Consider the following 25,555-nt stretch of genomic DNA (forward strand, 5'->3'; position numbering starts at 1 on the left):
GCGGCACCACCCCCTAGGCTGGCTGCCATGGACTTCACCGGCCTGATCGCCTACCCCGTCACACCGTTCGACACCGACGGATCCGTCCGCCACGAGGACCTGCGCGGCCTCCTGGACTCCCTGGCCACGTCCGGTGTCGACGCCGTGACCGTCCTCGGTTCCTCCGGGAGCTTCGCCTACCTGGACGCGGCCGAACGCTCGCAGATCGCGCGGACGGCGATCGATGCCCTCGACGGGCGCGTCCCGGTGGCGGTGGGCATCAGTTCCGTCGGGACGCGGGAGGTGCTGGACGCCGCCGTCGACGCCCAGCGGGCAGGGGCGGCCGGACTCGTGCTGTCCCCGGTCTCCTACGTACCCCTCACCGACGACGAGGTCCTGGCGCAGGTGCGGGCGGTGTGCGCCGCCACGGACCTGCCCGTCTGCCTCTACAACAATCCGGGGACCACGCAGTTCGACTACTCGCTGCCGGTGGTCGCCGAACTGTCCGCCCTCCCGGAGGTCGTCGCGTTCAAGGACACGGCGGCCGATGCGGCGACCTTCAACGCACGGCACGCCGAACTCGCCGCACTCGTCCCGGAGACCTTCAGCCATGGAGTGAGCGGGGATCTGCTCATGATGACGGGGGAGGTCGCGGCCGACGCGTGGCACAGCGGCCCCGCCGCGCTCCTGCCCGCCTACTACGGCCGGCTCCGCGCCGCCGTCCTCGCGGGCGACCGGCGCGAGGTGGACCGCGTGCGCTCGGTCCTCGCGCCCCTCGTCGACCATGTGGCGGGGCTGCGGAAGATCAGCGGACTGCACCTCCTGGCCCGGGCCTGCGGGGTGGCGGCGGGCGATCCGCGCCCGCCCCTGCTGCCGAGTCCCGGATCCGAGCTGCGCGAGCTCGGGCGGCTCCTCGACCTCCTCGAGGGTGAGTTCGCGGACGACAGCGACGACGGCAGGGACGACGCCTGAGGCGACGCCCGGTCGACGCCTGAGGCGACGCCCGGTCGACGGCTCCGGTTCTCCCTGCCTGATGACGGGACGCAGGTCGACGCCCCTAGGAGACGGTGTGCGGCACCTTCGCCTCGGTCCGCGTCCCCGGGAGCGTCCTGCCGGTCGTGCCCGTGTACTGCGCATGGATGACGGCGGCCATGAGCAGTGACGCCCCCAGCATGTGCAGCGCCACGAGTGCGATCGGCAGGTGCAGGAAGTGCTGGGTGTATCCGATGGCGCCCTGCACCAGCACCACTCCGGCGAGGATCCCGAGGGCCTTCCGCAGCTTCTCGTGGACCCTGGCCCGGTGGGCGACGACGAGTGCGAGCACCACGGTGGCGACGAGCAGGTACACCGGGAGGGCGTGCGCGCGCGTCATGAGGTCGGAGTCGAGCCCGTTGCGGGCAGCGCCGTGGTCACCTGCGTGGGGGCCGGAACCCGTCACGACCACGCCGAGCACGACGGCGACGGACGTCAGCACCGTGGCCGTGACGAGCAGCTGGCGCAGGAGGGGCGGGGCGGCCGGTGCCCGCCGTGCGAGGTACTGCTCCGTCGTGAGCCGGGCACGGTTGACCAGGACGGTCGCCAGGGCGACGAGCACCATCGAGACGATGAAGTGGAGACCCACGACCCACGGGTTCAGATCGGTCCACACGGTGATCCCGCCGATGACGGCCTGGGCCGGGATCCCCAGGAACAGGCCGATGGACAGGCGGAACAGGTCCTTGCGTTCGCGCCGCATGCCGAGCAGGGAGACGATCATGGCGACGGCGATGAGGACCAGCACGAACGTGAGGAGCCGGTTCCCGAACTCGATCACACCGTGGAAGCCCATCTCGGGCGTGGTCACGATCGAGTCGGGCGTGCAGCGCGGCCATTCCGGGCAGCCGAGGCCCGACGCCGTGAGGCGGACCGCGCCGCCGGTCACCACGATGGCGATCTGCGACACGAGCGAGGCGATCGCCAGCCGGCGCACCAGCGGCGTCGTGGTGCGCGGCAGTCGGGTCGTGAGGCGCGAGAGCGAGGGGAGGGTCATGGCGTCAGCTCCATTTGAACCAGCGGATGGCCGCCAGGCTAGCGAGGGCGGCCCAGGCGAGGAGCACGAGGCACGCGATGGGATCGAGGGCGCCGTCCACCAGGGCGCTCCTCAGCCCGTCGCCGAGGGCGGACGAGGGCAGGACGGTGACGAACGGTTCGGCGGCAGCGGGCAGGCTCGCGGCCGGGATGACCACCCCGCCGGCAGCGGCGAGCAGGATCCACACGAGGTTGGTGACCGCGAGGGTGGCCTCGGGGCGCAGGGTGCCCGCGACGAGGAGTCCGAGGGCCGTGAACGCGGCCGACCCCACCAGCAGGAGGAGGGCGGCCGGGAGGACCCCCTCGGCCCGCGGCGACCAGCCCATCAGGGCGGCGGCACCCCCGATCACGACGAGCTGGACGGCCAGCACACCGGCGACGGCGACGGCTTTGCCGAGGATGAGCCCCGAGCGGCCGAGGGGCGTCGTCGAGAGGAAGCGGAGCACGCCGTACCGGCGGTCGAAGCCCGTCGCGATGCCCTGGCCCGTGAACGCCGTGGACATGGTGCAGAGGGCGAGGACGCCGGGAGCGGCGATGTCGATGCGGCTCGGGCCGTAGGGGTCCAGCAGCGGGGTGATCACCAGGGCGGTGAGTGCCAGCAGCGGCAGGACGATCGCCAGGACGAGCTGCTCCCCGTTGCGCAGCATCGCCAGGGCCTCGTAGGAGCCGTGGCGCAGCACGCGGACAGGCAGGCCGGCGGCGGTTCCGCGGGCGGCACCGGCGTCGGGACCGGAAGCCGTGCGGCGGGGAGCGGGAGCGCTGGTGCTCATCGGATGCTCCGTCCGGAGATGTCGAGGAAGACGTCCTCCAGGGACCGGGGCGTCATGGCGATCGCCGTCGGCATCACGCCGCAGGCATCCCACCACTCCGCCAGGCGGGCGACGTCCCGGGCCGTCAGTGAGCCGCGGAGCACGTACTGTCCGGGTTCGGGTTCACGCTGGTGCAGGTGGGGGAGCAGGTCCGGGGGAAGGGTGAGTCCGGGTACGGTCTCGAAGCGCAGCTCACGCATCCCGTCGGTGTCCGTGTCGGCCGTGAGGTCCGCGACAGTACCCTCGGCGACGGTCCGGCCGCCCTCGAGGATGTAGACGTAGTCGGCGAGCTTCTGCGCGTCGTCGAGCAGGTGGGTGGTGAGGACGACGGCGAGGCCGTCCGCGCGGAGTTCCCGGATGAGGTCGAACACGATCGTGCGCGACTGCGGGTCGAGACCCGCGCTGGGCTCGTCGAGGAAGACGACCTCGGGCCGTCCGACGAGGGCGCAGGCCAGGGCCAAGCGCTGCTTCTGCCCACCGGAGAGACGACGGATGGAGACGGCGCCGAAGTCGTCCAGGCCGAGGCGCTCGGCCAGCGCCTCCACGGGCAGCGGGGACCGGTACATCGACGCCACGTGGCGCAGGAGGGCGAGGGGTCGCACCGAGGGCGGGAGCCCTCCGTCCTGCAGCATCACGCCGACTCGCGCCCGCAGGTCCGGCGTCGCGCGCGCGGGGTCCTCGCCGAGGAGCCGGACCAGCCCACCGTCTGCACGCTGGAGCCCCTGCGCACATTCGAGCGTCGTCGTCTTGCCGGCGCCATTGGCTCCGAGGAGGACGGTGACCGCCCCATGCGCCGCGCTGAGGCTGACGCCGTCGAGCACCCGGACCATGCGGCCATCGAGCGAGCCGACGGGCCCGAAATCCTTGATCAGCCCGTCGATCTCGAGGGCGGGGGAAGTTGTCGGCACCCCATTATTCTACGTCAGGTAGTAGGAGGCGCGGGGGCCCGGATGGGTAGCCTCGCCTAACTGGTGGCCCGGAATACATTAGGTCATGCTTGTGTTGTGTATTTTGTCGCCGACGGAAGGAATGGACCGTGACCGTATCGCCCCGCGCCACCCTTCCCGAGGTCGCCGGTCCTGCCGGCGGACCCGCGCCCGCCGACCGGACCGCCCAGATCGTCTCGCCCGATCCGGACGAGCGTACGCGTGACCGTGTGCTCTCCGCCGTCCTCGAGCGGGGACCCGTCAGCGCGGCCGAACTCGGTGACTGCCTCGGATTCACACCCGCCGCCATGCGCCGCCACCTCGACGCCCTCTCCTCCGACGGCCTCATCGAGGTCAAGCGCGTCCGCAGTTCCGCGACCGGTGCCGGTCGCCCCGCACGCCGCTACGTCCTGAGCCAGCGCGGCCAGACGAAGCTCGGCAACGACTACCTCGACATCGCGACCGCCGCACTGGCCCAGCTCGGCGAGGCTGCCGGCCCGCAGGCCATCGAGGACTTCGCCCGCACCCGCTTCTCGGGCATGGAGGAGCGCTACCGCCCGATCGTCGAAGCCGCAGGGCCCGATCTCGAGGCGCGAGCCCACGCCCTGGCAGGTGCGCTCACCGCCGACGGGTTCGTGGGATCGACCAAGACGGTGGGGCTCCCACAGGGGCGCGGTCCGCGCACCAACGCCGCGATCCGGCCCGTGATGCTGAGCGTCCAGCTCTGCCAGGGACACTGCCCCATCCAGGGGCTCGCCTCGGCGTTCCCGGCGTTCTGCGAGCAGGAGACGGGCGTCTTCGCCCGCCTACTCGACGTCGATGTCCGCAGGCTGTCCACGCTGGCCGCCGGCGGGCACGTCTGCACCACCCACATTCCCCTGGGACGGACGACGGCGGCTCCGGACGCCGGTCCCCCCAGCAATCCAGCGACGTTATCCATCCATCAGCAAGGAAGGCCATGATGACGGATCAAGTAGACCGCAAGCCAGTTGCATCGGCAGTGCCGGAGTCGGTGATCAGCGACATCCTCGAGAAGAACCCCGAACTCGAGGGCATCGGGACCTACCAGTACGGCTGGGCGGACAAGAACGAGGCGAGCGACAACGCGCGCCGCGGTCTGAGCGAGGAGGTCGTGCGCGACATCTCCGCCAAGAAGAACGAGCCCGAATGGATGCTCGATCTCCGCCTGAAGGGCCTCAAGTACTTCGACCGCAAGCCCATGCCCGCGTGGGGTGCGGACCTCTCCGGGATCGACTTCGACAACATCAAGTACTTCGTCCGCTCCACGGAGAAGCAGGCGAACACGTGGGAGGACCTCCCCGAGGACATCCGCAACACCTACGAGAAGCTCGGCATCCCCGAGGCCGAGCGCGCCCGCCTCGTGTCCGGTGTCGCCGCCCAGTACGAGTCCGAGGTGGTCTACCACCAGCTGCGCGAGGACCTCGAGCGCCAGGGCGTGCTCTTCCTCGACACGGACACCGCGCTGCGTGAGCACCCGGAGATCTTCAAGGAGTACTTCGGCACCATCATCCCCGTCGGCGACAACAAGTTCGCGTCGCTGAACACGGCCGTCTGGTCGGGCGGTTCCTTCGTCTACGTGCCGAAGGGCGTCCACGTCGAGATCCCCCTGCAGGCCTACTTCCGCATCAACACCGAGAACATGGGCCAGTTCGAACGAACGCTCATCATCGCGGACGAGGACTCCTACGTGCACTACATCGAGGGCTGCACGGCCCCGATCTACACGTCGGACTCCCTGCACTCGGCCGTCGTCGAGATCGTGGTCAAGAAGGGCGCGCGCGTCCGGTACACGACCATCCAGAACTGGTCGAACAACGTGTACAACCTCGTGACCAAGCGCGCCATCGCCCACGAGGGCGCCACCATGGAGTGGATCGACGGCAACATCGGTTCCAAGGTCACCATGAAGTACCCGGCGGTCTACCTGGTCGGCGAGCACGCCAAGGGCGAGACGCTCTCGATCGCCTTCGCCGGCGAGGGACAGCACCAGGACACCGGCTCGAAGATGGTCCACATCGCGCCCAACACCAAGTCCTCGATCATCTCCAAGTCCGTTGCACGCGGTGGCGGACGTGCCGCCTACCGCGGGCTCGTCCAGGTGCGCGACGGGGCCAAGCACTCCGCGAACACGGTGCGCTGCGACGCGCTGCTGGTCGATACCATCTCGCGCTCGGACACGTACCCGTACGTGGACATCCGCGAGGACGACGTCACCATGGGCCACGAGGCCACCGTGTCGCGCGTCAGCGAGGAGCAGCTGTTCTACCTGATGTCCCGCGGGCTCCCCGAGGACGAGGCCATGGCCATGATCGTGCGCGGCTTCATCGAGCCGATCGCCCGCGAGCTGCCCATGGAGTACGCGCTCGAGCTGAACCGGCTGATCGAACTGCAGATGGAAGGGGCCGTAGGCTAGCGATGGCTGAGACCACCCACACGGAAATTTCACCCGACACCGAGGGCGAGGTCACCGATCTCGGAGACCTCGACGAGAAGGCCCGCCTGGGCGCCCCCTCGGGCGCCGCGGCGTCCATCGACGGGTTCACGGAGGAGGGCGAGAGCCTCTCCGCCGACGACCAGGGCTCGGAGCAGCTCGGCCTCAAGAAGCACAGCCATGGCAACGCGCCCGTGGTGCCCGAGGCGTCCCGGGGCGAGCGGCGCAGGTCCTTCGACCTCGCCGACTTCCCGTCCCTCACGGGCCTCGAGGAGGACTGGCGCTTCACCCCGCTCAAGCGCCTGCGGGGACTGCACACCGATGCCCTGACCGGCACGGCTCCCGCGGTGAATGTCACCGGCGCCGGGAACGTCACCGTCGAGACCGTGGATCGCAGCGACGCCCGCCTCGGCACCGCGGCCACGCCCGAGGACCGCGTCTCCGCCGCAGCGTGGAACGCGTTCTCCGACGCGACCGTGATCACCATCCCGAAGGAGACGGTGGCCGACGGCGAGGTCATGGTCAGCGTCACCGGCTCGACCTCCGGCGCGGCGGCCCAGCACATCCTCATCCACGCCGAGGCCTTCTCCAAGGCCGTCGTCGTGCTGGACCACACCGGTTCGGTCACCCTCGCCCAGAACGTCGAGATCATCGTCGGCGACGGTGCCGAGCTGACCGTCGTCAGCGTCCAGGAATGGGACGACGACGCCGTGCACGTGTCCTCGCAGCAGGCGAAGGTGGGCCGTGACGCCCGCTACAAGCACGTCGTCGTCAGCCTCGGTGGCGACCTCGTGCGCCTCACGCCGTCGTCGATCTTCACCGCCACCGGAGCCGAGGTCGAGATGTACGGACTGTACTTCGCCGACGCCGGCCAGCACCTCGAGCAGCGCCTCCTGGTGGACCACGCCGTGCCGAACTGCAAGTCACGCGTCACCTACAAGGGCGCCCTGCAGGGCGACGACGCGCACACCGTGTGGGTCGGTGACGTGCTGATCCGCAAGGCCGCCGAGGGTACGGACACCTACGAGACGAACCGCAACCTGATCCTCACGGACGGCGCGCGGTCGGACTCGGTGCCGAACCTCGAGATCGAGACGGGCCTCATCGAGGGTGCCGGCCACGCCAGTGCCACCGGACGCTTCGACGACGAGCACCTGTTCTACCTGATGGCCCGCGGGATCCCCGAGAAGGACGCACGCCGCCTCGTGGTGCGCGGCTTCCTCACCGAGGTCATCCAGCAGATCAAGGTGCCGTCCCTCGAGGAGCGGCTCTCCGCGTCGGTCGAGCGTGAGCTCGCGGCAGGGAACCTCTGATGGCGGAAGCACCCCGCGGCGAGCTCATCTGCGATGTCGACGACATCGAGGTCAAGCAGGCACTACGCGTGCTGATCGACGACTATCCCGTCGTCATCGTCCGCGACTCGGACGGCGAGATCCACGCACTGGGCGATACCTGCTCGCATGCGGACATCTCCCTGTCGGAGGGCGACGTCGAGGGATGCGCCATCGAGTGCTGGGGCCACGGGTCCCAGTTCGACCTGCGCAGCGGCCAGCCGCTGCAGCTCCCCGCATACGAGCCCGTCCCGGTGTTCGCACTCGAGATCCATGACGGCAACGTCTATGTCGATATCACGACGGTCACCAACGGAGCCCCCGCGCCGCAGTTCGGCTGACGCCGGCGCCGTCCACGCACACACTTCCTGCAGAGCAGGCGAAGGAGAAAGAACACGATGTCCACACTTGAAATCAAGGACCTGCACGTCAGCATCGACACCGACCAGGGAAACATCCCCATCCTCAAGGGCGTCACGCTGACGATCAACACAGGCGAGACCCACGCGATCATGGGGCCCAACGGTTCCGGCAAGTCGACCCTCGCGTCGACGATCGCCGGCCACCCCCGGTACAAGGTCGACAGCGGTTCGATCACGCTCGACGGCGAGGACGTCCTCTCCATGAGCGTCGACGAGCGCGCCCGCGCCGGTCTCTTCCTGGCCATGCAGTACCCGGTCGAGGTCCCCGGCGTCACCATGACCAACTTCCTGCGCACGGCCAAGACCGCGCTCGACGGCGAGGCCCCGAGCCTGCGGCACTGGACCAAGGACGTCAAGACGGCCATGGCCCAGCTGCGCATCGATGCCGACTTCGCCCAGCGCAACGTCAACGAGGGCTTCTCCGGCGGTGAGAAGAAGCGCGTGGAGATCCTGCAGCTGGAGCTCTTCCGCCCGAAGTTCGCGATCCTCGACGAGACCGACTCGGGTCTCGACGTCGACGCCCTGAAGGTGGTCTCCGAGGGCGTGAACCGCGAGCACTCGAAGGGTGAGATGGGCACGCTGCTCATCACGCACTACACGCGGATCCTGCGCTACATCAAGCCGGACTTCGTCCACGTGTTCGTCGCCGGGCGCATCGCCGAACAGGGCGGCCCGGAACTCGCGGACCGCCTCGAGGAAGAGGGCTACGATCGGTTCACGGCCGCGGTCGAGGCCTAGGACCTTCAGGATTCCCGGCACGCACGCGTGCCGGACCGCTCGAAAGGAAGAGTGCGATGAGTGATGTGCAGCAGGCGCAGACCGCGCTGGACGACGTCGAGGAAGCGTTGCGGGACGTGATCGACCCGGAGCTCGGCGTGAACGTCGTGGACCTCGGGCTGCTCTACGGCCTGAACTACGCGGAGGACGGCGCCCTCCTGATCGACATGACGCTCACCACCGCGGCATGCCCGCTGACCGACGTGCTCGAGGAGCAGGTGGGCCAGGCGCTGGACGGCGTGGTGGACGAGTGGCGGTTGAACTGGGTGTGGATGCCCCCGTGGGGTCCGGAGCGGATCACCGAGGACGGCCGCGACCAGATGCGGGCGCTCGGCTTCAACATCTGAGCCGGGCACCGGGCAGTTCCGGAGAGGGCGGTTGCAGCACACGCTGGGACCGCCCTTCCTGCGTCCCATGGCGGATCCGAGGGTTGCCGGGCACAGCCACGGGCGGCGGCGCGTCAGGGTCCGTCCGGGTCGCGGTCACGTCCGATGCCGCTCCCGGCGGCGCGGCGTCCGAGGTGGCCGTGCCCGTCGTGATGGCCGTCGTGCCCGTCGCGGTCATCGTCTCCGAGGCCCCGTGCAGCCAGCGCTTCACCCGTCCGATGGGCGTAGGCCACGGCGCCGATCACCAGCGGGGTCACGGCCACGCGCGGGTCCCGCTCGAGACCGCGTGCACGGGCGGCCTCGCGGACGTCCACGAACAGCCCCGCGAGGTACGGGATGCTCCGCAGCATGACGGAGAGCGTGAGGGCGAAGCGCTCGGGATCGGCGCCGACCGCTCGGAAGGGGCCGGCCAGCCGGACCACCCCGTCGAGGAGGACCTGCGTCGGCGTCGTGAGAGTCAGGGCCCGCGCCGCCAGGAGGCATGCGGTGATGCCGCCGACCACCGTGAAGGACCGCAGCCACCCCTGGCCGATGCCCTGGTACAGCGCGAGGATGCCGAGGACGGGGGCCGCGGGCAGGAGCATCCGGAGGATCCGGAGGGGGGACAGGCGCGCACCGATCACGAGTGCGCCCAGGGCGAGCACCAGCACACCGGCCGTGGTGACCGGCGATCGCCAGGCGACGACGGCGACCGCGCAGGCGAGCGAGGCGGCCGCCTTGACCGACGGGGGCGTCCGGTACAGGAATCCGCGTCCGGGACGGTACAGGCCGAGGGTGCTGCCGAAGCCCCTCATCGCCGGCCGTCCCTCACGGCCGAGGCGAGATCCCGGTACCGGGCGACGGCGTCGGCGGGAACGCCGTCGAACACCACGCGACCGTCGTCCACGACGAGGGTGCGGTCGCTCTCCAGGGCGAAATCGAGATTGTGGGTCGTGAAGACCACCTGCTGGTCGAGGCCCGCGATGAGTGAGCGGATGCGCGCGTCGTTGCGCAGGTCCAGCAGCGTCGTCGGTTCATCCGCGACCAGGATGCGCGGCTCCACCGCGAGCACCACGGCGAGGGCGAGGATCTGCCGCTCGCCGCCCGAGAGGTCGTAGATGCTGCGGTCGGCGAGGTGGTCGAGGCCGAATCGGCGCAGGACGCCGTCGGCCCGGGCGCGGCGTTCCGTTGCCGGGAGCCGGCGCGCGCGCAGGGACAGTTCCACGTCCTCGCGGCCCGTCGGCATCACGAGTTGCGACAGGGGGTCCGTGAAGACGAAGCCGACGGCCCGGCGCACGGCACGTCCGGCCGTCCGGGTGTCCTCGCCGAACACCGCTACCGCTCCCTCCGAGGGGACCAGCAGTCCGTTGATCAGGCGCAGCAGCGTCGACTTGCCGGAACCGTTGGCGCCGATCACCGAGACACGCCGCTCCCTGAGGGTCAGCGTCAGCGGATGCAGGAGCACGCGGGCGTCGTCGTCGTCGGTGCGGACGGCGGCGCCCCTGAACTCAATCACGGGGGGCGCGCGTCCCGGTGGTGAGGAGCCGCGGGAACGCACGGTGCACCGAGACGGCGAGGACGGCGGCCAGGACGTTCTTGGCCACGTCGCCGGGCAGGTAGGCGGCGTCCACGACGAGGGCGTCCCCCAGGGGGAGCCCGGCATTCACCACGAGCCCGGCGACACCGAGCGGATGGACGGTCAGGAGACTGGCCGCGAGGCAGGCGAGGAAGAGAAGGAGGGTGCGGAACCGGCGTGCCCTGCGCACCACGACGACGGCGAGCAGGCCGGCGACGAAGGCCGCGAGGGGGAACGCCACGAGGTAGCCGGCGGACGGCCCGGCGAGGACGCCGAAACCACCGGAGAAGCCGCTGAAGACCGGCAGGCCGACCAGCCCTGCCGCGAGGTAGAGCAGGACGGCCGCGGCGCCGCGCGCCGGCCCGAGGACCACGCCGGCGAGCATCACCCCGAGAGTCTGCAGTGTGATGGGCACCCCGAGCGGACCGACCGGTATACCGGGTAGGATTGCAAGGGCGGCGATGAGGGCGGCAAAGACCGCGACCAGCGAGAGATCGGTGGTATCCCACCGCTTGCGGGACGACGGGCGGCCGGCGCCGCCCGCTCCGGCGACGGTCTTCTCCAGTGGCTGCACGGCGGACTCTCCTCCAGCAGGCCGGAGTCGCACCGGCTACTCCGGTGATTTGTCGACTTCCTCCAGCCGTTACTGCTTCTGTACCGACACTAGCGCCGGTCATTCCGGGATCCCTTGTGGGATTCCTACAAGAAATCGCCGTCCTCGGCACCATGGAAAGGCCTCATCGTGATCAACGTATCGAACCTGGAGCTGCGGGCCGGCGCCCGCCTGCTCATGGACGAGGTGTCCTTCCGCGTGGACAAGGGCGACAAGATCGGCCTCGTCGGACGCAACGGCGCCGGCAAGACGACACTCACGAAGGTCCTGGCAGGGGAGTCGCTCCCTGCCGGCGGCACGGTGACCCGCTCGGGCGAGATCGGCTACCTCCCGCAGGACCCCCGCACGCCGAACATGGAGCAGCTGGCCCGGGACCGGATCCTCTCGGCCCGGAACCTCGACGCCGTGGTCGGGGAACTGCGCCAGGCCCACGAGGACATGGCGAGCGAGAAGACCTCCGTGCGGAACAAGGCGATGGCCCGCTACGACCGCATCGAGGCCGCCTTCCTCGCCGGCGGAGGCTACGCGGCCGAGGCGGAGGCGGCGTCCATCTCCTCGAACCTGGCCCTGCCCGAGCGCATCCTCAACCAGCCGCTGAAGACCCTCTCCGGCGGTCAGCGCCGGCGTGTGGAGCTGGCCCGCATCCTCTTCTCGGGCGCGGAGACGATGCTCCTCGACGAGCCCACCAACCACCTCGACGCCGACTCCATCGCCTGGCTGCGTGACTTCCTCAAGAACCACCAGGGCGGCCTGATCGTGATCAGCCACGACGTCGAACTCCTCGAGGCGACCGTGAACAAGGTCTTCCAGCTGGACGCCAACCGCGCGACCATCGACGTCTACAACATGGGCTGGAAGCGGTACCAGCTCCAGCGCGAGACGGACGAGCGCGCCCGCAAGCGTGAGCGCGCCAATGCCGAGAAGAAGGCCCAGGTCCTCATGGACCAGGCCAACAAGATGCGGGCGAAGGCCTCGAAGGCCGTCGCCGCCCAGAACATGGCCAAGCGCGCCGAACGCCTGCTCGGCGGCCTCGATGCCGTGCGCGCCTCCGACCGCGTGGCGGCGCTCCGCTTCCCGGAACCGTCTCCGTGCGGCAAGACGCCCATGACGGCCGAGGGCCTCAGCAAGTCCTACGGATCGCTGGAGATCTTCACCGACGTCGACCTCGCGATCGACCGCGGGTCGAAGGTGGTGATCCTCGGCCTCAACGGAGCCGGGAAGACCACGCTGCTGCGCATGCTCGCCGGCGTGGACAAGCCCGATACCGGGCAGGTCGTCGCGGGCCACGGCCTCAAGGTGGGCTACTACGCCCAGGAACACGAGACGCTGGACACGCAGCGCACCGTGCTGGAGAACATGAAGTCCTCCGCACCGGACATGCAGGACGCCGAGGTGCGCGGGATCCTGGGGTCCTTCCTGTTCTCGGGCGACGACGTCGACAAGCCCGCCGGTGTGCTGTCCGGTGGCGAGAAGACTCGCCTGGCCCTGGCGACCATCGTCGCGTCCTCGGCGAACGTCCTGCTGCTCGACGAGCCCACCAACAACCTGGACCCGGCGAGCCGCGCTGAGATCCTCGGTGCCCTGAAGAACTACAGCGGCGCCGTGGTGATGGTGAGCCACGACGAGGGAGCCGTCGACGCGCTCGACCCCGAGCGCGTGGTCCTGCTGCCGGACGGCGTCGAGGACCTCTGGAACCAGGACTACCTGGAGCTCGTCACCCTCGCCTAGCCTCCGCCGGCACCACCGGGGCCGGCGGAGCCTGCACGGATATCACCGGAGCGCAGCCGCTAGGGTGGTGGCGTGGATCTCGACCGGCTCCGGAGCTCGTGCCTGTCCTTCCCCGGCGCCTACGAGGACTATCCGTTCGGCCCGGAGGTGGCGGTGTTCCGGGTGCGCGTGCCGACCGCGCCCCCGCGTCCGGGGAAGATCTTCGCGCTGGTCCCCGTCGACCGCGCGCCGTCGTCCATCTCCCTCAAGTGCGACCCGGCGCTGGCCGTCCAGCTTCGCGCAGCTCACCCCGAGATCACCGGCGCCTGGCACCTCGACAAGAAGCACTGGAACGGCGTGCGCCTCGACGGCGACCTCCCCGCCGGGACGGTGCGGGACATGATCGAGGACTCCTACGACCTCGTCGTCGCCTCGCTGCCCGCCGCCGCGCGGGCCGCACTCGGCTGGGCCCCTGGGGCACCGGAAGGGTCCTGATCCGCGCAGGACCTAGGGGATGCCCTGCGCGTCGAGGATCGCGTCCTCTTCCTCCTCCGACGACGGACGTCGACGCCGGCGGACCGGCTGCTCGGGGAGGGTGCCGTCCTGCTCCGCGTCGCTCCGGCGTTGCTGGCGCGCCGCGTAGCCGAGGCCGACGAAGGCCAGGACCCCGAAGGCGAACCACTGCAGGGAGTAGGACAGGTGCGGCCCCTCGTCGATCGACGGCTTGGGCGCTGCGAGCGGTGTCTGCGACGCTGCCGGGCGCTCCAGCGCCAGGAGCCCGTAGGCGGCGTCCTGCACCGGGTAGTCGAGCCGGTCGGCGAGCGCGGGGAGGTCGATCGACGCGACCTGGCCCTCGGGGGCGCCGCGGTTGACGGCAGGCTCTCCCGGCTTGGTCCTGGCGGTGACCTCCACCTGCCCGGCCGGGGGCTCGGGGACCTCGTCGGGGCGCCCGGCCTCGGCATTGCCGATGGGCAGCCAGCCACGGTCGATGATCACGGCCGTGCCGTCGTCGAGCCTGAGCGGGGTCAGCACCTCGTACCCCGGCTGCCCGTTCATCGGGCGGTTGCGGACCACCACCTGGTTCGCGACGTCGTAGGTCCCCACGAACGTCACCGGCGACCACTCGCGGGAGGGGTCGTAGTCGTCGAAGCCGTTCTCCCCGGGTACGTAGCGTTCCGGGGCGGCGTCGTAGTTCGCCACGATGCGCTGGATGTCCTCCACGACGGCCTCGCGGCGGTCGAGTTGCCAGCGGCCCAGGGCCACACAGCCGGCGGCCAGCACCACGACCATGGCGAGCCAGCCGAGCCATCGGGCGGAGAAGAGGAAGCGGTACACCTAGCGGGTCTCCAACGGTCGATCGGCGGTGAGGGGAAGCGTCTGCCTCCAGAGACCGCGGTCCCGGAGGTACTCCTCGAACCACGCGACGTGGTCCGGGCACGACGCCCAGGCCTTCCGGCGTTCGGGGGTGTGGATACGCGGGTTGTTCCAGAGCAGCTGCCACTCGGCCCCGTTCCGGCAGCCCTTGCGCGAGCAGACCGGCCCGTCGCCCGCTGCGGCCGTAGGGGGTGAGAACAGCCCGAGGCCCGCGGTCGAGGTGCCGACCGCGGGCCGAAGGCCGGAGGGGAGATCAGGCATCGCCACCGGGCCTGCTGTTGCCGGCGGCAGAGGACCCGTGCGCCGCGGGGTGGGCGGTGTCGTCGAGGATCTCGCCGCTCAGGATGTCATCGCCGTCGTCCGGATCGCTGTCGACCACCTTCGCCTCGAGCTCCCGCACCGGAGCGCGGTCGATCAGTGCGTCGCTGTGCCGGATGTTGCTGGTGTCGCTGCCGCCGTTCGCCACGATCACGGCGAAGTAGGGCAGGAAGACCGCTCCGGCGATCATCACCCACTGCAGCCACACGTAGGGGACGACGAAGATCAGGACGAAGCAGACGAGGCGGATGCTCATCGAGACCGTGTACCTGATCATTCGTGTACGCATTTCCTCGCTGTGTGATTCACGAGCGTCGGAGATGCTGTGGACGTCTGTGTCGTGCTTCGTTTGTTTACTCATCACACTCCAAAAAGACTCCCTCCATTGTCTCACTCGGGCTCCCGTTCCCGAAGTTGAGGGATGCGCCGCTAGGATCGTCGGGATAGTTTGACGGAAGAGCCGCGGAACGGGCCCGGAGGGGCTGGGACGCCCCGCCGGATCTCAGCGCGATCCCCGATACAGAACAACGCGGGTCCCTTCCGGTCCCGCAGACAGAGGAGTTTCCCCTTGGCAACTGGTGCAGACAGCACGACGACGACAACCGGTCGCAGCGTCCTCATAACCGGAGGAAACCGGGGTATCGGCCTCGCCATCGCCAAGGTATTCGTAGCCAACGGCGATAAGGTTGCCATCACCTACCGAAGTGGCGAGATCCCCGACGGGATGCTGGGCGTCCGGGCCGATGTCACGAGCGAGGAGCAGATCGACGCCGCCTTCACCCAGGTCGAGGCGGAGCACGGGCCGGTGGAGGTCCTCGTGGCGAATGCCGGCATCACCCGGGACACCCTCCTGCTCCGGATGAGCGAGAGCGACTTCACCGACGTCATCGACACGAACCTCACCGGTGCGTTCCGGGTGGTCCGGCGCGCCTCGCGCGGCATGATCCGCCTGCGGCGCGGCCGCGTCATCCTCATCTCCAGCGTCACGGGCCTCTACGGCGCCCCCGGCCAGATCAACTACTCGGCGTCGAAGGCGGGACTCGTTGGCATCGCGCGCTCCCTGACCCGCGAGCTGGGCTCGCGGGGGATCACGGCGAACGTCGTCGCTCCCGGCTTCATCGACACCGACATGACCGCTGAACTGCCCGAGGAGACCCGGAAGAGCTACCTGGCCACCATCCCCGCCGGGCGCTTCGCATCCCCGGACGAGGTCGCCGGCGTCGTGTCCTGGCTGGCCGGCGACTCCGCAGGCTACATCTCCGGTGCGGTCATCCCTGTGGACGGCGGCCTCGGCATGGGTCACTGACCCGCACACGACACCTGCGGCACCCCAGCATGATCCCAGCGGCATCCCGGCAGCACCCAGAATTCCAGTAGAAGGAGCACCATGGCCACCCTCGAGGGCACCACAGCAATCGTCACCGGATCCTCCCGCGGCATCGGCGCCGACGTCGCGCAGCAGCTCGCCGCGCAGGGCGCGGCCGTCGTCGTCAACTACCGCCAGAAGGCGCCGCGCGCCACTAAGGTCGTCGCGGCGATCGAGGCGGCCGGCGGCAGGGCCGTCGCCGTGGGAGCGGACCTGACCACGCCGGAGGGACCGGCCGCGCTGGTCGACGCCGCCGTCTCCACCTTCGGGGGACTCGACCTGCTGGTGCTCAACGCTTCCGGCGGCATGGAGACGAACATGGGGGAGGACTACGCGCTCAAGCTCAACCGCGACGCGCAGGTCGGCATGCTGACGGCGGCCGTCGAGGTCATGCCGGAGGGGTCGCGCGTGGTCTTCATCACGAGCCACCAGGCGCACTTCATCGAGAAGGTCGCCACCATGGACGCCTACGAACCGGTGGCCCGCAGCAAGCGGGCGGGCGAGGATGCGCTGCGCGCCCTGATCCCGCAGCTCGACGAGAAGGGCATCTCCCTGGTGGTCGTGTCCGGCGACATGATCGAGGGCACGGTCACCGCGACCCTGCTCGACCGGGCCACCCCGGGTGCCATCGAGGCACGCCGGCAGGAGGCCGGGCGCCTGTACTCGGTGGCCGAGTTCGCCACCGAGATCGTCGGGATGGCGACGGCCGACGTGCCGAGCGGCCACACGGAGTACGTGGGCGGCGCCGAGGACTTCCTCGCGAAGAGCTGACCTACACGCCTGCCAGGTGGCGGACGACGTCCAGGTCCGGCAGGTCCAGGGCGGCGTCCGCCACCGCGCGGACGGCCGGCTTCGCGTTGAACGCGACACCCAGGCCCGCCGCCGCCAGCATGTCGAGGTCGTTCGCGCCGTCGCCCACCGCCACGGTGGCGGCGAGCGGGATCCCGGCGTGCTCCGCCTCGGCACGGAGGGTGCGCTCCTTCTCCCGGCGGTCGACCACCGCACCGGCGACGCGCCCGGTCAGGACGCCACCCACGACCTCGAGGTCGTTCGCCTTCGCGAAGGACAGCCGGAGGCGGTCGGCCAGGGGAGCGAGGACCTGCGAGAAACCCCCCGACACGACACCGACGCGGTGACCGGCCCCGAGATACGCCTCCACGAGCCGCTCGGCGCCGTCGCTCAGTTCGATGCGGGCCACCACTTCCTCGATGACCGTCGCCGGCAGTCCCTCCAGCGCGCGCACGCGGTGATGGAGTGACTGGGCGAAGTCGAGTTCGCCCCGCATCGCGGCCTCCGTCACGGCAGCAACCTCCGCCTCGCGGCCGGCGTGCGCCGCGAGCAGTTCGATGACCTCCTGCTTGATGAGCGTGGAGTCGACGTCCATGATCAGCAGCTTCGGTCCCGGCCCGTACACCGCGTCCGGGACATACGCGGCGCCGATGCCGGTCGTCGAGGTCCACGCGGCGAGGGCGGCGCGCACCGGTGCCGCTGCGGCCGGGAGCACGACCTCCAGCGTCAGGACGTCGTACGACGACGTTCCCGCGGAGGACGCCCCCGTCACGTCGACGCCGAGGGCTTCAAGGATTCCCGTCAAGTCACGGCGGTGGCCGTCCTCGAGCGTCGCTGCGTAGGCGACCACCCTGGCGTTGTCCGGCATGTGTCCGCTCCTGTCCGTGCCGCTGCCGCGGCGTCGTCGAATACTTGTCCCGAGGCCGTGAGGTCTCACGGTGAAGGCGTCGTCCCCGTGGGCGGTCCGTGCGCCACGCGAGCGGAGCCGGCGACCCGCCGGGCGGGCGCCCCGGGCCGGAGGCTCTCCGGTTTCGCCACGGGGCCGGTCCTTAGCCTAGTGTCTAGGACCATGAGGAACGTTCTGGAACTGGCGGGAGTGAGCCTCGTCAGGGGCGGCAAGACCCTTCTCGATGACATCGACTGGCAGGTCGGCGAGGGGGAGCGCTGGGTGGTCATGGGCCCCAACGGAGCGGGCAAGACCACCCTGCTGCAGCTCGCCGGCGCACGCCTGCACCCCACCCGCGGCGTGGTCGGCATCCTCGACGAGGTGATGGGCGCGGTGGACGTCTTCGAGCTCCGCCCGCGCATCGGGCTCGCCTCCGCGGCCCTGGCGACCCAGGTCCCGGAGCACGAGACGGTCCTGAACGTCGTCGTCACGGCCTCCTACGGCGTCACCGGCCGGTGGCGCGAGCAGTACGAGCGCCTCGACGAGCGACGCGCCTTCCGCCTGCTCGACACCTGGGGCATGTCCCGTTTCATGAATCGCCCGTTCGGCTCCCTGAGCGAGGGCGAGCGCAAGCGTGTCCAGATCGCGCGGGCCCTCATGGCGGACCCCGAACTGCTGCTCCTCGACGAACCGGCCGCCGGTCTCGACCTCGCGGGCCGCGAGGACCTGGTGCAGCGCCTCACCGAGCTCGCCCGGGACGAGGAAGCGCCGGCCATGGTGCTCGTCACGCACCACCTCGAGGAGGTGCCCCCCGGCTTCACGCACGCGCTGCTCCTCCGCGACGGCAGCATCGTCGCCGCCGGGCCCGTCGCAGGCGTCCTGACCGAGGAGAACCTCAGCGAAGCGTTCGACGTCGCTCTCAAGGTCACCGAGGAGAACGGCCGCTACAGCGCGGTCGCCCGGGCGTGACCCCGTCGGCAGCCGGCCCCGCGTCCGGTACGCGCACCTGATGGCGCTCGTCCAGCTCGAGACCGTCGACGACCCCCGACTCTCGGACTACCGGAACCTCACGGATGTCCAGCTCCGCCTCGCGAAGGAGCCGGCCGAGGGCCTCTACATCGCCGAGAGCTCGAAGGTGCTGCGCCGCGCCATCGACGCCGGCCATGCCCCGCGGTCCTTCCTCCTGGCCCCGAAATGGCTGCCGGACCTCGCCGACGTCCTCGCGCGCTTCCCGTCCGTCCCGGCGTTCGTGGCGCCCGAGGCGACGCTCGAGGCCATCACCGGGTTCCACCTCCACCGCGGCGCCCTGGCCGCTGTGCACCGCCCGGCGCCCCTCCCGCTCGACGCCGTCCTCACCTCAGCGCGGCGCGTCGCAGTGATCGAGGACATGGTGGACCACACGAACCTCGGGGCCGTCTTCCGCTCCGCGGCGGCCCTCGGCATCGATGCCGTGCTGCTGAGCCCCCGCAGCGCCGACCCGCTGTACCGGCGGTCCGTGCGCGTCAGCATGGGCAGCGTCTTCCAGGTGCCCTGGGTGCGGCTCCGCACCTGGCCGGACGACCTCGCCACCGTGCGCCGGGCGGGCTTCACCGTCGCCGCCCTGGCCCTGGTGCCCGGCGCACGGGAGCTCGGCGACTTCCCGGCCCGGGAACAGGAGCGACTCGCCCTCATGCTGGGCACCGAGGGGGAGGGCCTGAGCTCCGGCGCCCTCGCCGAGGCCGACGTCGCGCTGACCATCCCCATGCACGGCGGGGTGGACTCCCTCAATGTCGCCGCGGCAGCCGCCGTCGCCTTCTGGGAGTGCCGGTACGACGACGGCGCGCGGCCCGCGCTTTAGCGTCGACGCCCCACCTGCGCTAGTATGGACAGCTGGCACTGTCGCCAACCTTTCAATTTCCCGTGCCTGGCAAAATCCAGGCAACCAGAGAAGGTAGTCCCGTGAAGTCTGATATCCACCCCAAGTACCAGTCGGTCGTGTTCCGCGACCTGGCCTCCGACAAGGCGTTCCTGACCAAGTCGACGGTCGGCTCGCCCAAGACCATCGAGTGGGAAGACGGCAACACCTACCCCCTCATCGAGGTCGAGATCTCCTCGGAGTCGCACCCGTTCTACACCGGCAAGCAGCGCATCATGGACTCCGCCGGCCGCGTCGAGCGCTTCAACGCACGCTTCAAGGGCTTCGGCGGCAAGAAGTAGCCCAGCTCCGCGCGAGCACCGGACAGACGGCCCCGTGCCCACCGTCCGCCAGGAAGAGCCACGCCGGTCCGGCGTGGCTCTTCCCGCTTAACGCCGGACCCGCATCGCGCTCCACCACCGCACTCCATCACCGCAATCCGCCGCCACACTCCGCCACCACACTCCGGTGTCGGACCCATCACCGCATCCCATCAGCACGGAGCCCGGCACCGGGCCCTACCGGAAGGCACTGCCATGGCTCACGCTCCGGACACCGACCGCCTGCACGGCGAGTACAAGACGCCCGGCGGCAAGCTCACGGCCGTGGACCTCGATGTGCGCGACGGACGCCTCGCCCACGTCTCGGTCAACGGCGACTTCTTCCTCGAACCGGACGAAGCCCTCCTGGACATCAACGCGGCCCTCGAGGGCCTGCCCGCCGACACCGCGCCGGGAGAACTCGCCGCCGCCATCACCACACGGCTCGATCCCACCGCCGTCCTGTTCGGCTTCTCGGCGGAGGCCGTCGCCACCGCGGTGCGCCGTGCACTGGGCCGGGCCACGGGCTTCGCGGACCACCAGTGGGAGATCATCCCGCCCACACCGCTGTCCACCGCGATGCACGTCGCCATGGACGAGGTGCTGACCCGTGACGTCGGTGCGGGTGCCCGCAACCCGGTCCTGCGGTTCTGGGAATGGCAGTCGCCGTCGGTCGTGATCGGGAGCTTCCAGTCCATGCGCAACGAGGTGGACCCGGAGGGCGCCGCCCGGCACGGTGTGACCGTGGTCCGCAGGATCAGCGGCGGCGGCGCCATGTTCATGGAGCACGGGAACGCCATCACGTACTCGCTCTACGTCCCGCAGTCCCTCGTGGACGGCATGAGCTTCGCGGACTCGTATCCCTTCCTCGACGCCTGGGTCATGGAGGCGCTGGAGGAGCTCGGGATCCGGGCCTGGTATCAGCCCCTCAACGACATCGCCACGGACATCGGGAAGATCGGCGGCGCGGCCCAGAAGCGGCTGGCGAACGGCGGCATGCTGCACCACGTGACCATGAGCTACGACATCGATGCCGACAAGATGCTCGAGGTCCTCCGCATCGGCAAGGAGAAGATGTCCGACAAGGGCACGAAGAGCGCCAAGAAGCGCGTGGACCCGCTGCGACGCCAGACCGGCATGTCCCGGGAGCAAATCATCGACGTGATGATGTCCACCTTCCGCCGCCGCTACGGTGCGGTGGACACGACCCTGTCCGACGACGAACTGCGGCGCGCCGAGGAGTTGGTGGAGCACAAGTTCGGCACCGGGGAGTGGCTCTACCGCGTGCCCTGAACCTGTGCGCGGAGGGCGCGCAGCAGATGGTCCCGCTCCTCGACGACGATGCGCCGCAGGGCGGCGGGCGCATCCGCGTTGGCCGTGAGCCACTCGTCCGTCCTCCGCACGATCGGGTGGGACTTCGGTGCACCCGAGGCATCCTGACGGCCCGGGTACAGCCCCCGGACGATCCTGCTCGCCATCTCGATGCCGCGCTCGGACCAGACGCGGCGCAGCGCCTCGAAGTAGGGCTCCTCGTAGCTCGCCAGGAGTTCGTGCGGGCCGAGCAGGAAGCCCTCGATCGCGGCGCTGAGCAACTCGTTGGACAGCCGCTCACCCTGCACGGCCTCCGTCCACGTCGCCTTCTTGATGGCTGCGTCCGGTATCGCAGCGGAGGCCAGCGTGAATCCGACCCTGCCCGCCGCGGTCGGGTCGGCCGCGCGCTCGGCCTCCAGCTCGCCCGGCCGTACGCGCTGCTGCGCGGCGAGCCCCTGCAGGAAGAGCCAGCGCACCTCGGCGTCGAGGGGCAACCCCGGGATCCGTTCATCGCCGTCGAGGACGGAGCGCACCACGTCGGCCGCCCGGGGAACGGTGCGGGCGGCGGTGGCGAGTGCACGGCCCCAGGCGAGCTGCAGGTCCGACCCCGCCCCGGCGCTCCGCAGCCCGTCCACCAGGAAGCGGCACATCCGGTCCCGGAGACCGTCCCGCTGGTCGGCGGGAGCGAACCGTTCGACCGCCGTGCGCACATTGGCCAGCAGGACCTGTAGGACGCCCACCCCCGTCTCGGCCGGTGCGGCGAGCAGGACGGCGTCGAGGTAGGAGCCCACCGGCAGGAGCGCATCCCTGGTGCTCGACCAGAGCGCGGTCAGGCAGGTGGCGCGTGCGAGGGGATCCTGCAGGCGGTCGATCGAGGACAGCAGGGTGGCGAGCGACCGCTCGTCGAAGGAGAGCTTCGCGTAGGTGAGGTCGTCGTCGTTGACCAGCAGGAGATCGGGCTGCGCTGCGCCGGCGAGCGCGGGCACCGGCGTCCGCCCGCCCTCGACCGTCACCGCCTCGGTTCTCGTCCGGACCAGGCGTCCCTCCGTGTCGAAGGAGTACAGGCCGAGCCGGATGCGGTGGGGCCGGGGCTCGTCCCGGCCCGTGACGGGGTCCAGGGCCTCCTGCACGATCGTCACCCCGGAGAGGACACCGTTCGTGGCGGAGACCTCCGCCCGGAGCGACGGCACGCCGGAGGTCTGCAACCAGGACCGCGACCAGGACCCGAGGTCCTGTCCCGTCGCGTCGGCCAGCACGTCGAGGAGGTCGGTGAGGGTCGTGTTCCCGTACTCGTGCTTCCGGAAGTACTGCCGCGCCGCCTCGGTGAAGGCGTCCCGGCCGACGAAGGCGACGAGCTGTTTCAGCACCGAGGCGCCCTTGGCATACGTGATGCCGTCGAAGTTCTGCTTCGCGGCCTCCAGGTCGGGGATGTCCGCGACGATCGGGTGCGTCGTCGGGAGCTGGTCCTGGACGTAGGCCCACGCCTTCCGGCGGTTGGCGAAACTCACCCACGAAGTGCTCCACCGCGTGGCCTCGGCCACGCCGAGAGCTCCCATGTAGTCGGCGAAGGACTCCTTGAGCCAGAGGTCGTCCCACCAGGACATGGTCACGAGGTCGCCGAACCACATGTGCGCCATCTCGTGCAGGATCGTGTTCGCGCGCGCCTCGCGCTGCGCCTCGGTGGCGGCCGACCGGAAGACGTAGTTCTCCGTGAACGTCACGAGTCCGGGGTTCTCCATGGCCCCGAGGTTGTACTCCGGTACGAAGGCCTGGTCGTACTTGCCGAAGGGGTACGGGTAGTCGAACAGCTCGTGGAAGAAGTCGAGGCCGCGCCGCGTCGTGTCGAGGATCTCCGGGGCGTCGAACGAGGGCGCCAGCGACCGGCGGCAGTACAGGGCGAGCGGCACCTCCAGGCCTTCACCCGCGGTCCCCGGTGTGCCCGTCCAGGAGCCGGTCTCCCGGTGGTAGGGGCCGGCCAGGATCGTGGTGATGTACGTCGAGATCCGCCGCGTCGGCTCGAAGGTCCAGTGCACGGTGCCGTCGTCGGACGGCAGGGCGTTCGCCTGTGCGCCGTTCGAGGCCACCGTCCACCCCGCCGGTGCCAGGACGCTGAACGTGAAGGACGCCTTGAGGTCGGGCTGCTCGAAGTTCGCAAAGACGCGGCGTGCGTCCGCCGGCTCGTACTGCGTGTAGAGGTAGGTCTCGCCGTCCACCGGGTCCACGAACCGGTGGAGTCCCTCGCCGCTCGTGCTGTAGGCGGCCAGCCCCTCGACCGTCACCGTATTGTGCGCTGCCAGGTCGTCGAGCCTCACACGGGCGCCGTCGCCGGCCACTGCCGGATCCAGGGCGCGTCCGTTCAGTTCCACGGAGGTGACCTCCCCGATGAAGTCGAGGAAGGTGGAGCTGCCCGGCTCCCGGCAGGTGAAGGACACGGTGGTGGTGCTCCGGTACGTCCCCCTGGCGGGGTCCCTGGCATCCGAGAGGTCCAGTTCGACGGTGTAGCGCTCCGTCTGCAGCAGTGCCGAACGTGCAGCTGCCTCGTCCCGGCGCAGGTTCTCGTTCTTCATCCGGCCATTCAACCATGCACCCCGTCCGCTTCGTTTCGGGCGTGTTAACCGTGCGTGTACCGGCGTGTGCCGCGGTGTACCGGCGCGGGATCCATGGCACTGTTGACCCATGTCCGAGCTCTTTGCTGACTACGCAGCCGCCGCCCGCAAGACGCCCGCCTTCGACGAGATGTTCGATCCCGGGCAGTTCCCGCGCACCGAGTACGGCCAGGTCGCCGCGGCGCTCGACGAGCTGAACCTCGCCGACGTGACGGCGCGCGCCGACTCGATGGCGCGCACTTTCCTGGACCGCGGCGTCACGTTCGACTTCGCGGGCGAGGAAAGGCCCTTCCCGCTCGACATCGTGCCGCGCGTGATCGCCGGCAGCGACTGGGACGTGCTCGAACGCGGCGTGGCGCAGCGCGTGCGGGCGCTCGAGGCGTTCCTGAGCGACGTCTACGACAAGATGGCCGTGGTGTCCGACGGCGTGATCCCGCGGCGCCTGATCACCTCCAGCGCCCACTTCCACCGGGAGGTCGCCGGGTTCGCGCCGGCCGGCGGCGTGCGCGTCCACATCTCCGGGATCGACGTCGTGCGCGACCAGCAGGGCACCTTCCGCGTCCTCGAGGACAACGTGCGTGTGCCGAGCGGCGTCAGCTACGTCCTGGAGAACAGGCGGGCGATGGCGAAAGGCCTCCCCGAGGCGTTCGGTCAGCAGCACATCCGTCCGGTCGAGGAGTACCCGCGGCGGCTCCTCGCCGCCCTGCGCAAGACAGCGCCGCCGGGCGTCGAGGACCCCACCGTCGTCGTCCTGACCCCCGGAGTCTTCAACTCCGCCTATTTCGAGCACACCCTGCTGGCCGGCCTGATGGGCGTGGAGCTCGTGGAGGGACGCGACCTCATCTGCCGCGGCAACCGCGTGTACATGCGGACGACGGCGGGGGAGCAGCGCGTGGACGTCATCTACAAGCGCATCGACGACGAGTTCCTCGACCCCCTGCAGTTCCGGGCCGACTCGGTGCTCGGGTGTCCCGGGATCGTCAACGCAGCACGTGCCGGCATGGTCACGATCGCGAACGCCGTGGGCAACGGCGTCGCCGACGACAAGCTCGTCTACACCTACGTGCCCGATCTCATCCGGTACTACCTGGGCGAGGAGCCCATCATCGCCAACGTGGACACGTACCGGCTCGAGGAGCCCGACGCGCGCGAGGAGGTGCTCGACCGGCTGGACGAACTCGTCGTCAAGCCGGTGGACGGTTCCGGCGGCAAGGGCCTCGTGATCGGACCCGACGCCACCCGGGCCGAGCTCGATGTCCTCCGCGCGAAGGTCCTCGAGGATCCGCGCGGCTGGATCGCGCAGCCGGTCCTCCAGCTCTCCACCGTGCCCACGATGTCCGGCGGGCAGTTCAGCCCCCGCCACGTGGACCTGCGGCCCTTCGCCGTCAACGACGGCGAGGAGGTGTGGGTGCTGCCCGGCGGGCTGACGCGCGTGGCCATGAAGGAGGGCTCGCTCATCGTGAACTCCAGCCAGGGCGGCGGATCCAAGGACACCTGGGTGGTGGACGGCGAGGTGCGCGGCCCGGCAGGCGACGACGGACCTCGGGAGCGCCCGGCGGTGACCGTCCGCGAGCGCACCAGTGTCTGGCCGATCGAGACGAACTGGCAGGACAAGCAGTCGGAGCAGCAGCAGCAGTGACCGCTCCCGCGCCCCGCATCCCGCACAC

General features: G+C 70.3%; 27 protein-coding genes. 16 read left to right on the forward strand and 11 right to left on the reverse strand.

Features of this window, described 5'->3' with window-relative positions:
* Positions 1 to 27 precede the first annotated feature (27 nt).
* A complete protein-coding gene (locus ACX80U_RS06770; RefSeq protein ID WP_459267853.1) occupies positions 28 to 951 on the forward strand; it encodes a dihydrodipicolinate synthase family protein in 924 nt (307 codons plus the stop codon).
* Positions 952 to 1,036: 85 nt separating this feature from the next.
* Here ACX80U_RS06770 and ACX80U_RS06775 read toward each other — a convergent pair whose 3' ends face one another.
* From ACX80U_RS06775 to ACX80U_RS06785, 3 genes are read right to left on the reverse strand one after another with little or no spacing between them, the layout of a single operon-like run.
* Complete coding sequence (locus tag ACX80U_RS06775; protein WP_459267854.1) at positions 1,037 to 2,008, reverse strand: COX15/CtaA family protein; 972 nt, start codon at positions 2,006 to 2,008, stop codon at positions 1,037 to 1,039.
* Positions 2,009 to 2,012: 4 nt separating this feature from the next.
* Entirely contained in the window at positions 2,013 to 2,816 is an 804-nt protein-coding gene (locus ACX80U_RS06780) for an ABC transporter permease (protein ID WP_459267855.1), read from the reverse strand.
* On the reverse strand, positions 2,813 to 3,763 hold the full coding sequence (locus tag ACX80U_RS06785; RefSeq protein WP_459267856.1) for an ABC transporter ATP-binding protein: 951 nt from the start codon (positions 3,761 to 3,763) through the stop codon (positions 2,813 to 2,815). Before ACX80U_RS06785 ends, ACX80U_RS06780 begins: the two co-directional genes overlap by 4 nt.
* A 128-nt stretch (positions 3,764 to 3,891) precedes the next feature.
* Here ACX80U_RS06785 and ACX80U_RS06790 point away from each other — a divergent pair, with 128 nt between their 5' ends.
* The 6 genes from ACX80U_RS06790 to ACX80U_RS06815 are packed head-to-tail and all read left to right on the forward strand — an operon-like array spanning position 3,892 to position 9,110.
* On the forward strand, positions 3,892 to 4,743 hold the full coding sequence (locus tag ACX80U_RS06790) for a helix-turn-helix transcriptional regulator (protein ID WP_459267857.1): 852 nt from the start codon (positions 3,892 to 3,894) through the stop codon (positions 4,741 to 4,743).
* A complete protein-coding gene (gene sufB / locus ACX80U_RS06795; protein WP_133081888.1) occupies positions 4,743 to 6,215 on the forward strand; it encodes a Fe-S cluster assembly protein SufB in 1,473 nt (490 codons plus the stop codon). Before ACX80U_RS06790 ends, sufB begins: the two co-directional genes overlap by 1 nt.
* Positions 6,216 to 6,217: 2 nt before the next feature.
* On the forward strand, positions 6,218 to 7,546 hold the full coding sequence (gene sufD, locus ACX80U_RS06800; RefSeq protein ID WP_208741107.1) for a Fe-S cluster assembly protein SufD: 1,329 nt from the start codon (positions 6,218 to 6,220) through the stop codon (positions 7,544 to 7,546).
* Complete coding sequence (locus ACX80U_RS06805; RefSeq protein WP_133081890.1) at positions 7,546 to 7,905, forward strand: non-heme iron oxygenase ferredoxin subunit; 360 nt, start codon at positions 7,546 to 7,548, stop codon at positions 7,903 to 7,905. The genes sufD and ACX80U_RS06805 overlap by 1 nt, the downstream gene beginning before the upstream one ends.
* A 57-nt stretch (positions 7,906 to 7,962) precedes the next feature.
* Entirely contained in the window at positions 7,963 to 8,724 is a 762-nt protein-coding gene (sufC, locus tag ACX80U_RS06810; protein WP_133081891.1) for a Fe-S cluster assembly ATPase SufC, read from the forward strand.
* 56 nt (positions 8,725 to 8,780) lie between these two features.
* On the forward strand, positions 8,781 to 9,110 hold the full coding sequence (locus ACX80U_RS06815; protein ID WP_133081892.1) for a metal-sulfur cluster assembly factor: 330 nt from the start codon (positions 8,781 to 8,783) through the stop codon (positions 9,108 to 9,110).
* 113 nt (positions 9,111 to 9,223) lie between these two features.
* Here the strand turns inward: ACX80U_RS06815 and ACX80U_RS06820 are convergent, their stop codons facing one another.
* Genes ACX80U_RS06820 through ACX80U_RS06830 form a run of 3 tightly spaced genes read right to left on the reverse strand, consistent with a single transcriptional unit; the run spans position 9,224 to position 11,278 of the window.
* Positions 9,224 to 9,943, reverse strand: coding sequence for an energy-coupling factor transporter transmembrane component T family protein (locus ACX80U_RS06820; RefSeq protein WP_459267858.1), 720 nt, complete (start codon positions 9,941 to 9,943; stop codon positions 9,224 to 9,226).
* Entirely contained in the window at positions 9,940 to 10,644 is a 705-nt protein-coding gene (locus ACX80U_RS06825) for an energy-coupling factor ABC transporter ATP-binding protein (protein WP_459267859.1), read from the reverse strand. The genes ACX80U_RS06820 and ACX80U_RS06825 overlap by 4 nt, the downstream gene beginning before the upstream one ends.
* A complete protein-coding gene (locus ACX80U_RS06830) occupies positions 10,637 to 11,278 on the reverse strand; it encodes a biotin transporter BioY (RefSeq protein ID WP_244186226.1) in 642 nt (213 codons plus the stop codon). Before ACX80U_RS06830 ends, ACX80U_RS06825 begins: the two co-directional genes overlap by 8 nt.
* Positions 11,279 to 11,446: 168 nt before the next feature.
* Between ACX80U_RS06830 and ACX80U_RS06835 the strand changes: the two genes are divergently transcribed.
* Positions 11,447 to 13,045 (forward strand): ABC-F family ATP-binding cassette domain-containing protein, encoded by a 1,599-nt coding sequence (locus ACX80U_RS06835; protein WP_459267860.1) that lies wholly within the window; start codon positions 11,447 to 11,449, stop codon positions 13,043 to 13,045.
* A gap of 72 nt (positions 13,046 to 13,117) precedes the next feature.
* Positions 13,118 to 13,519: an MmcQ/YjbR family DNA-binding protein gene (locus ACX80U_RS06840; protein ID WP_459267861.1), complete on the forward strand. Its 402-nt coding sequence runs from the start codon at positions 13,118 to 13,120 to the stop codon at positions 13,517 to 13,519.
* Between the two features lie 12 nt (positions 13,520 to 13,531).
* Here ACX80U_RS06840 and ACX80U_RS06845 read toward each other — a convergent pair whose 3' ends face one another.
* The 3 genes from ACX80U_RS06845 to ACX80U_RS06855 are packed head-to-tail and all read right to left on the reverse strand — an operon-like array spanning position 13,532 to position 15,077.
* Positions 13,532 to 14,359 carry an SURF1 family cytochrome oxidase biogenesis protein gene (locus ACX80U_RS06845; RefSeq protein WP_459267862.1) on the reverse strand — a complete coding sequence of 276 codons (828 nt, stop codon included), beginning with the start codon at positions 14,357 to 14,359 and terminating at the stop codon, positions 13,532 to 13,534.
* Entirely contained in the window at positions 14,360 to 14,659 is a 300-nt protein-coding gene (locus ACX80U_RS06850) for a hypothetical protein (protein WP_459267863.1), read from the reverse strand. It lies immediately after the preceding gene.
* Entirely contained in the window at positions 14,652 to 15,077 is a 426-nt protein-coding gene (locus ACX80U_RS06855) for a DUF3099 domain-containing protein (RefSeq protein WP_459267864.1), read from the reverse strand. The genes ACX80U_RS06850 and ACX80U_RS06855 overlap by 8 nt, the downstream gene beginning before the upstream one ends.
* 207 nt (positions 15,078 to 15,284) lie before the next feature.
* On the opposite strand from ACX80U_RS06855, the gene fabG reads away from it, so the two are divergent.
* Both fabG and ACX80U_RS06865 read left to right on the forward strand, forming a co-directional pair.
* Positions 15,285 to 16,022, forward strand: a complete 738-nt coding sequence (gene fabG / locus ACX80U_RS06860) for a 3-oxoacyl-ACP reductase FabG (RefSeq protein ID WP_459267865.1) — start codon at positions 15,285 to 15,287, stop codon at positions 16,020 to 16,022.
* Between the two features lie 81 nt (positions 16,023 to 16,103).
* A complete protein-coding gene (locus ACX80U_RS06865) occupies positions 16,104 to 16,853 on the forward strand; it encodes an SDR family oxidoreductase (RefSeq protein ID WP_459267866.1) in 750 nt (249 codons plus the stop codon).
* A 1-nt stretch (position 16,854) separates the two neighbouring features.
* Here the strand turns inward: ACX80U_RS06865 and serB are convergent, their stop codons facing one another.
* A complete protein-coding gene (serB, locus tag ACX80U_RS06870) occupies positions 16,855 to 17,739 on the reverse strand; it encodes a phosphoserine phosphatase SerB (RefSeq protein ID WP_459267867.1) in 885 nt (294 codons plus the stop codon).
* 201 nt (positions 17,740 to 17,940) lie between these two features.
* Between serB and ACX80U_RS06875 the strand changes: the two genes are divergently transcribed.
* The 4 genes from ACX80U_RS06875 to ACX80U_RS06890 all read left to right on the forward strand — a co-directional run bounded on the left by ACX80U_RS06875 (position 17,941) and on the right by ACX80U_RS06890 (position 21,264).
* Positions 17,941 to 18,726, forward strand: coding sequence for an ATP-binding cassette domain-containing protein (locus ACX80U_RS06875; RefSeq protein WP_133081903.1), 786 nt, complete (start codon positions 17,941 to 17,943; stop codon positions 18,724 to 18,726).
* 40 nt (positions 18,727 to 18,766) lie between these two features.
* Positions 18,767 to 19,594, forward strand: coding sequence for a TrmH family RNA methyltransferase (locus ACX80U_RS06880; RefSeq protein ID WP_459267868.1), 828 nt, complete (start codon positions 18,767 to 18,769; stop codon positions 19,592 to 19,594).
* A 101-nt stretch (positions 19,595 to 19,695) separates the two neighbouring features.
* Positions 19,696 to 19,953 (forward strand): type B 50S ribosomal protein L31, encoded by a 258-nt coding sequence (locus ACX80U_RS06885; protein ID WP_105030659.1) that lies wholly within the window; start codon positions 19,696 to 19,698, stop codon positions 19,951 to 19,953.
* A gap of 234 nt (positions 19,954 to 20,187) precedes the next feature.
* The gene (locus ACX80U_RS06890; RefSeq protein WP_133081905.1) at positions 20,188 to 21,264 is read left to right on the forward strand and encodes a lipoyl protein ligase domain-containing protein; all 1,077 of its coding nucleotides are present in this window, start codon (positions 20,188 to 20,190) and stop codon (positions 21,262 to 21,264) included.
* Here ACX80U_RS06890 and pepN read toward each other — a convergent pair.
* Positions 21,249 to 23,849, reverse strand: coding sequence for an aminopeptidase N (pepN, locus tag ACX80U_RS06895; protein ID WP_459267869.1), 2,601 nt, complete (start codon positions 23,847 to 23,849; stop codon positions 21,249 to 21,251). The genes ACX80U_RS06890 and pepN overlap by 16 nt on opposite strands.
* A gap of 109 nt (positions 23,850 to 23,958) precedes the next feature.
* Here pepN and ACX80U_RS06900 point away from each other — a divergent pair, with 109 nt between their 5' ends.
* Positions 23,959 to 25,527 (forward strand): circularly permuted type 2 ATP-grasp protein, encoded by a 1,569-nt coding sequence (locus ACX80U_RS06900; protein ID WP_133081907.1) that lies wholly within the window; start codon positions 23,959 to 23,961, stop codon positions 25,525 to 25,527.
* The last annotated feature ends 28 nt before the right edge of the window (positions 25,528 to 25,555 follow it).

The organism is Arthrobacter sp. TmT3-37, assembly GCF_054510835.1.

Bases quoted from the DNA above. Each gene is read 5' to 3' on its own strand.
- ACX80U_RS06890 (WP_133081905.1), top strand. From the start codon at position 20,188: ATGGCTCACGCTCCGGACACCGACCGCCTGCACGGCGAGTACAAGACG.
- sufC (WP_133081891.1), top strand. From the start codon at position 7,963: ATGTCCACACTTGAAATCAAGGACCTGCACGTCAGCATCGACACCGAC.
- ACX80U_RS06900 (WP_133081907.1), top strand. From the start codon at position 23,959: ATGTCCGAGCTCTTTGCTGACTACGCAGCCGCCGCCCGCAAGACGCCC.
- ACX80U_RS06770 (WP_459267853.1), top strand. From the start codon at position 28: ATGGACTTCACCGGCCTGATCGCCTACCCCGTCACACCGTTCGACACC.
- ACX80U_RS06815 (WP_133081892.1), top strand. From the start codon at position 8,781: ATGAGTGATGTGCAGCAGGCGCAGACCGCGCTGGACGACGTCGAGGAA.
- ACX80U_RS06775 (WP_459267854.1), bottom strand. From the start codon at position 2,008: ATGACCCTCCCCTCGCTCTCGCGCCTCACGACCCGACTGCCGCGCACC.
- ACX80U_RS06820 (WP_459267858.1), bottom strand. From the start codon at position 9,943: ATGAGGGGCTTCGGCAGCACCCTCGGCCTGTACCGTCCCGGACGCGGA.
- ACX80U_RS06865 (WP_459267866.1), top strand. From the start codon at position 16,104: ATGGCCACCCTCGAGGGCACCACAGCAATCGTCACCGGATCCTCCCGC.
- ACX80U_RS06880 (WP_459267868.1), top strand. From the start codon at position 18,767: ATGGCGCTCGTCCAGCTCGAGACCGTCGACGACCCCCGACTCTCGGAC.
- ACX80U_RS06850 (WP_459267863.1), bottom strand. From the start codon at position 14,659: ATGCCTGATCTCCCCTCCGGCCTTCGGCCCGCGGTCGGCACCTCGACC.
- ACX80U_RS06855 (WP_459267864.1), bottom strand. From the start codon at position 15,077: ATGAGTAAACAAACGAAGCACGACACAGACGTCCACAGCATCTCCGAC.
- sufB (WP_133081888.1), top strand. From the start codon at position 4,743: ATGACGGATCAAGTAGACCGCAAGCCAGTTGCATCGGCAGTGCCGGAG.
- serB (WP_459267867.1), bottom strand. From the start codon at position 17,739: ATGCCGGACAACGCCAGGGTGGTCGCCTACGCAGCGACGCTCGAGGAC.
- ACX80U_RS06780 (WP_459267855.1), bottom strand. From the start codon at position 2,816: ATGAGCACCAGCGCTCCCGCTCCCCGCCGCACGGCTTCCGGTCCCGAC.
- pepN (WP_459267869.1), bottom strand. From the start codon at position 23,849: ATGAAGAACGAGAACCTGCGCCGGGACGAGGCAGCTGCACGTTCGGCA.
- ACX80U_RS06805 (WP_133081890.1), top strand. From the start codon at position 7,546: ATGGCGGAAGCACCCCGCGGCGAGCTCATCTGCGATGTCGACGACATC.
- ACX80U_RS06875 (WP_133081903.1), top strand. From the start codon at position 17,941: ATGAGGAACGTTCTGGAACTGGCGGGAGTGAGCCTCGTCAGGGGCGGC.
- sufD (WP_208741107.1), top strand. From the start codon at position 6,218: ATGGCTGAGACCACCCACACGGAAATTTCACCCGACACCGAGGGCGAG.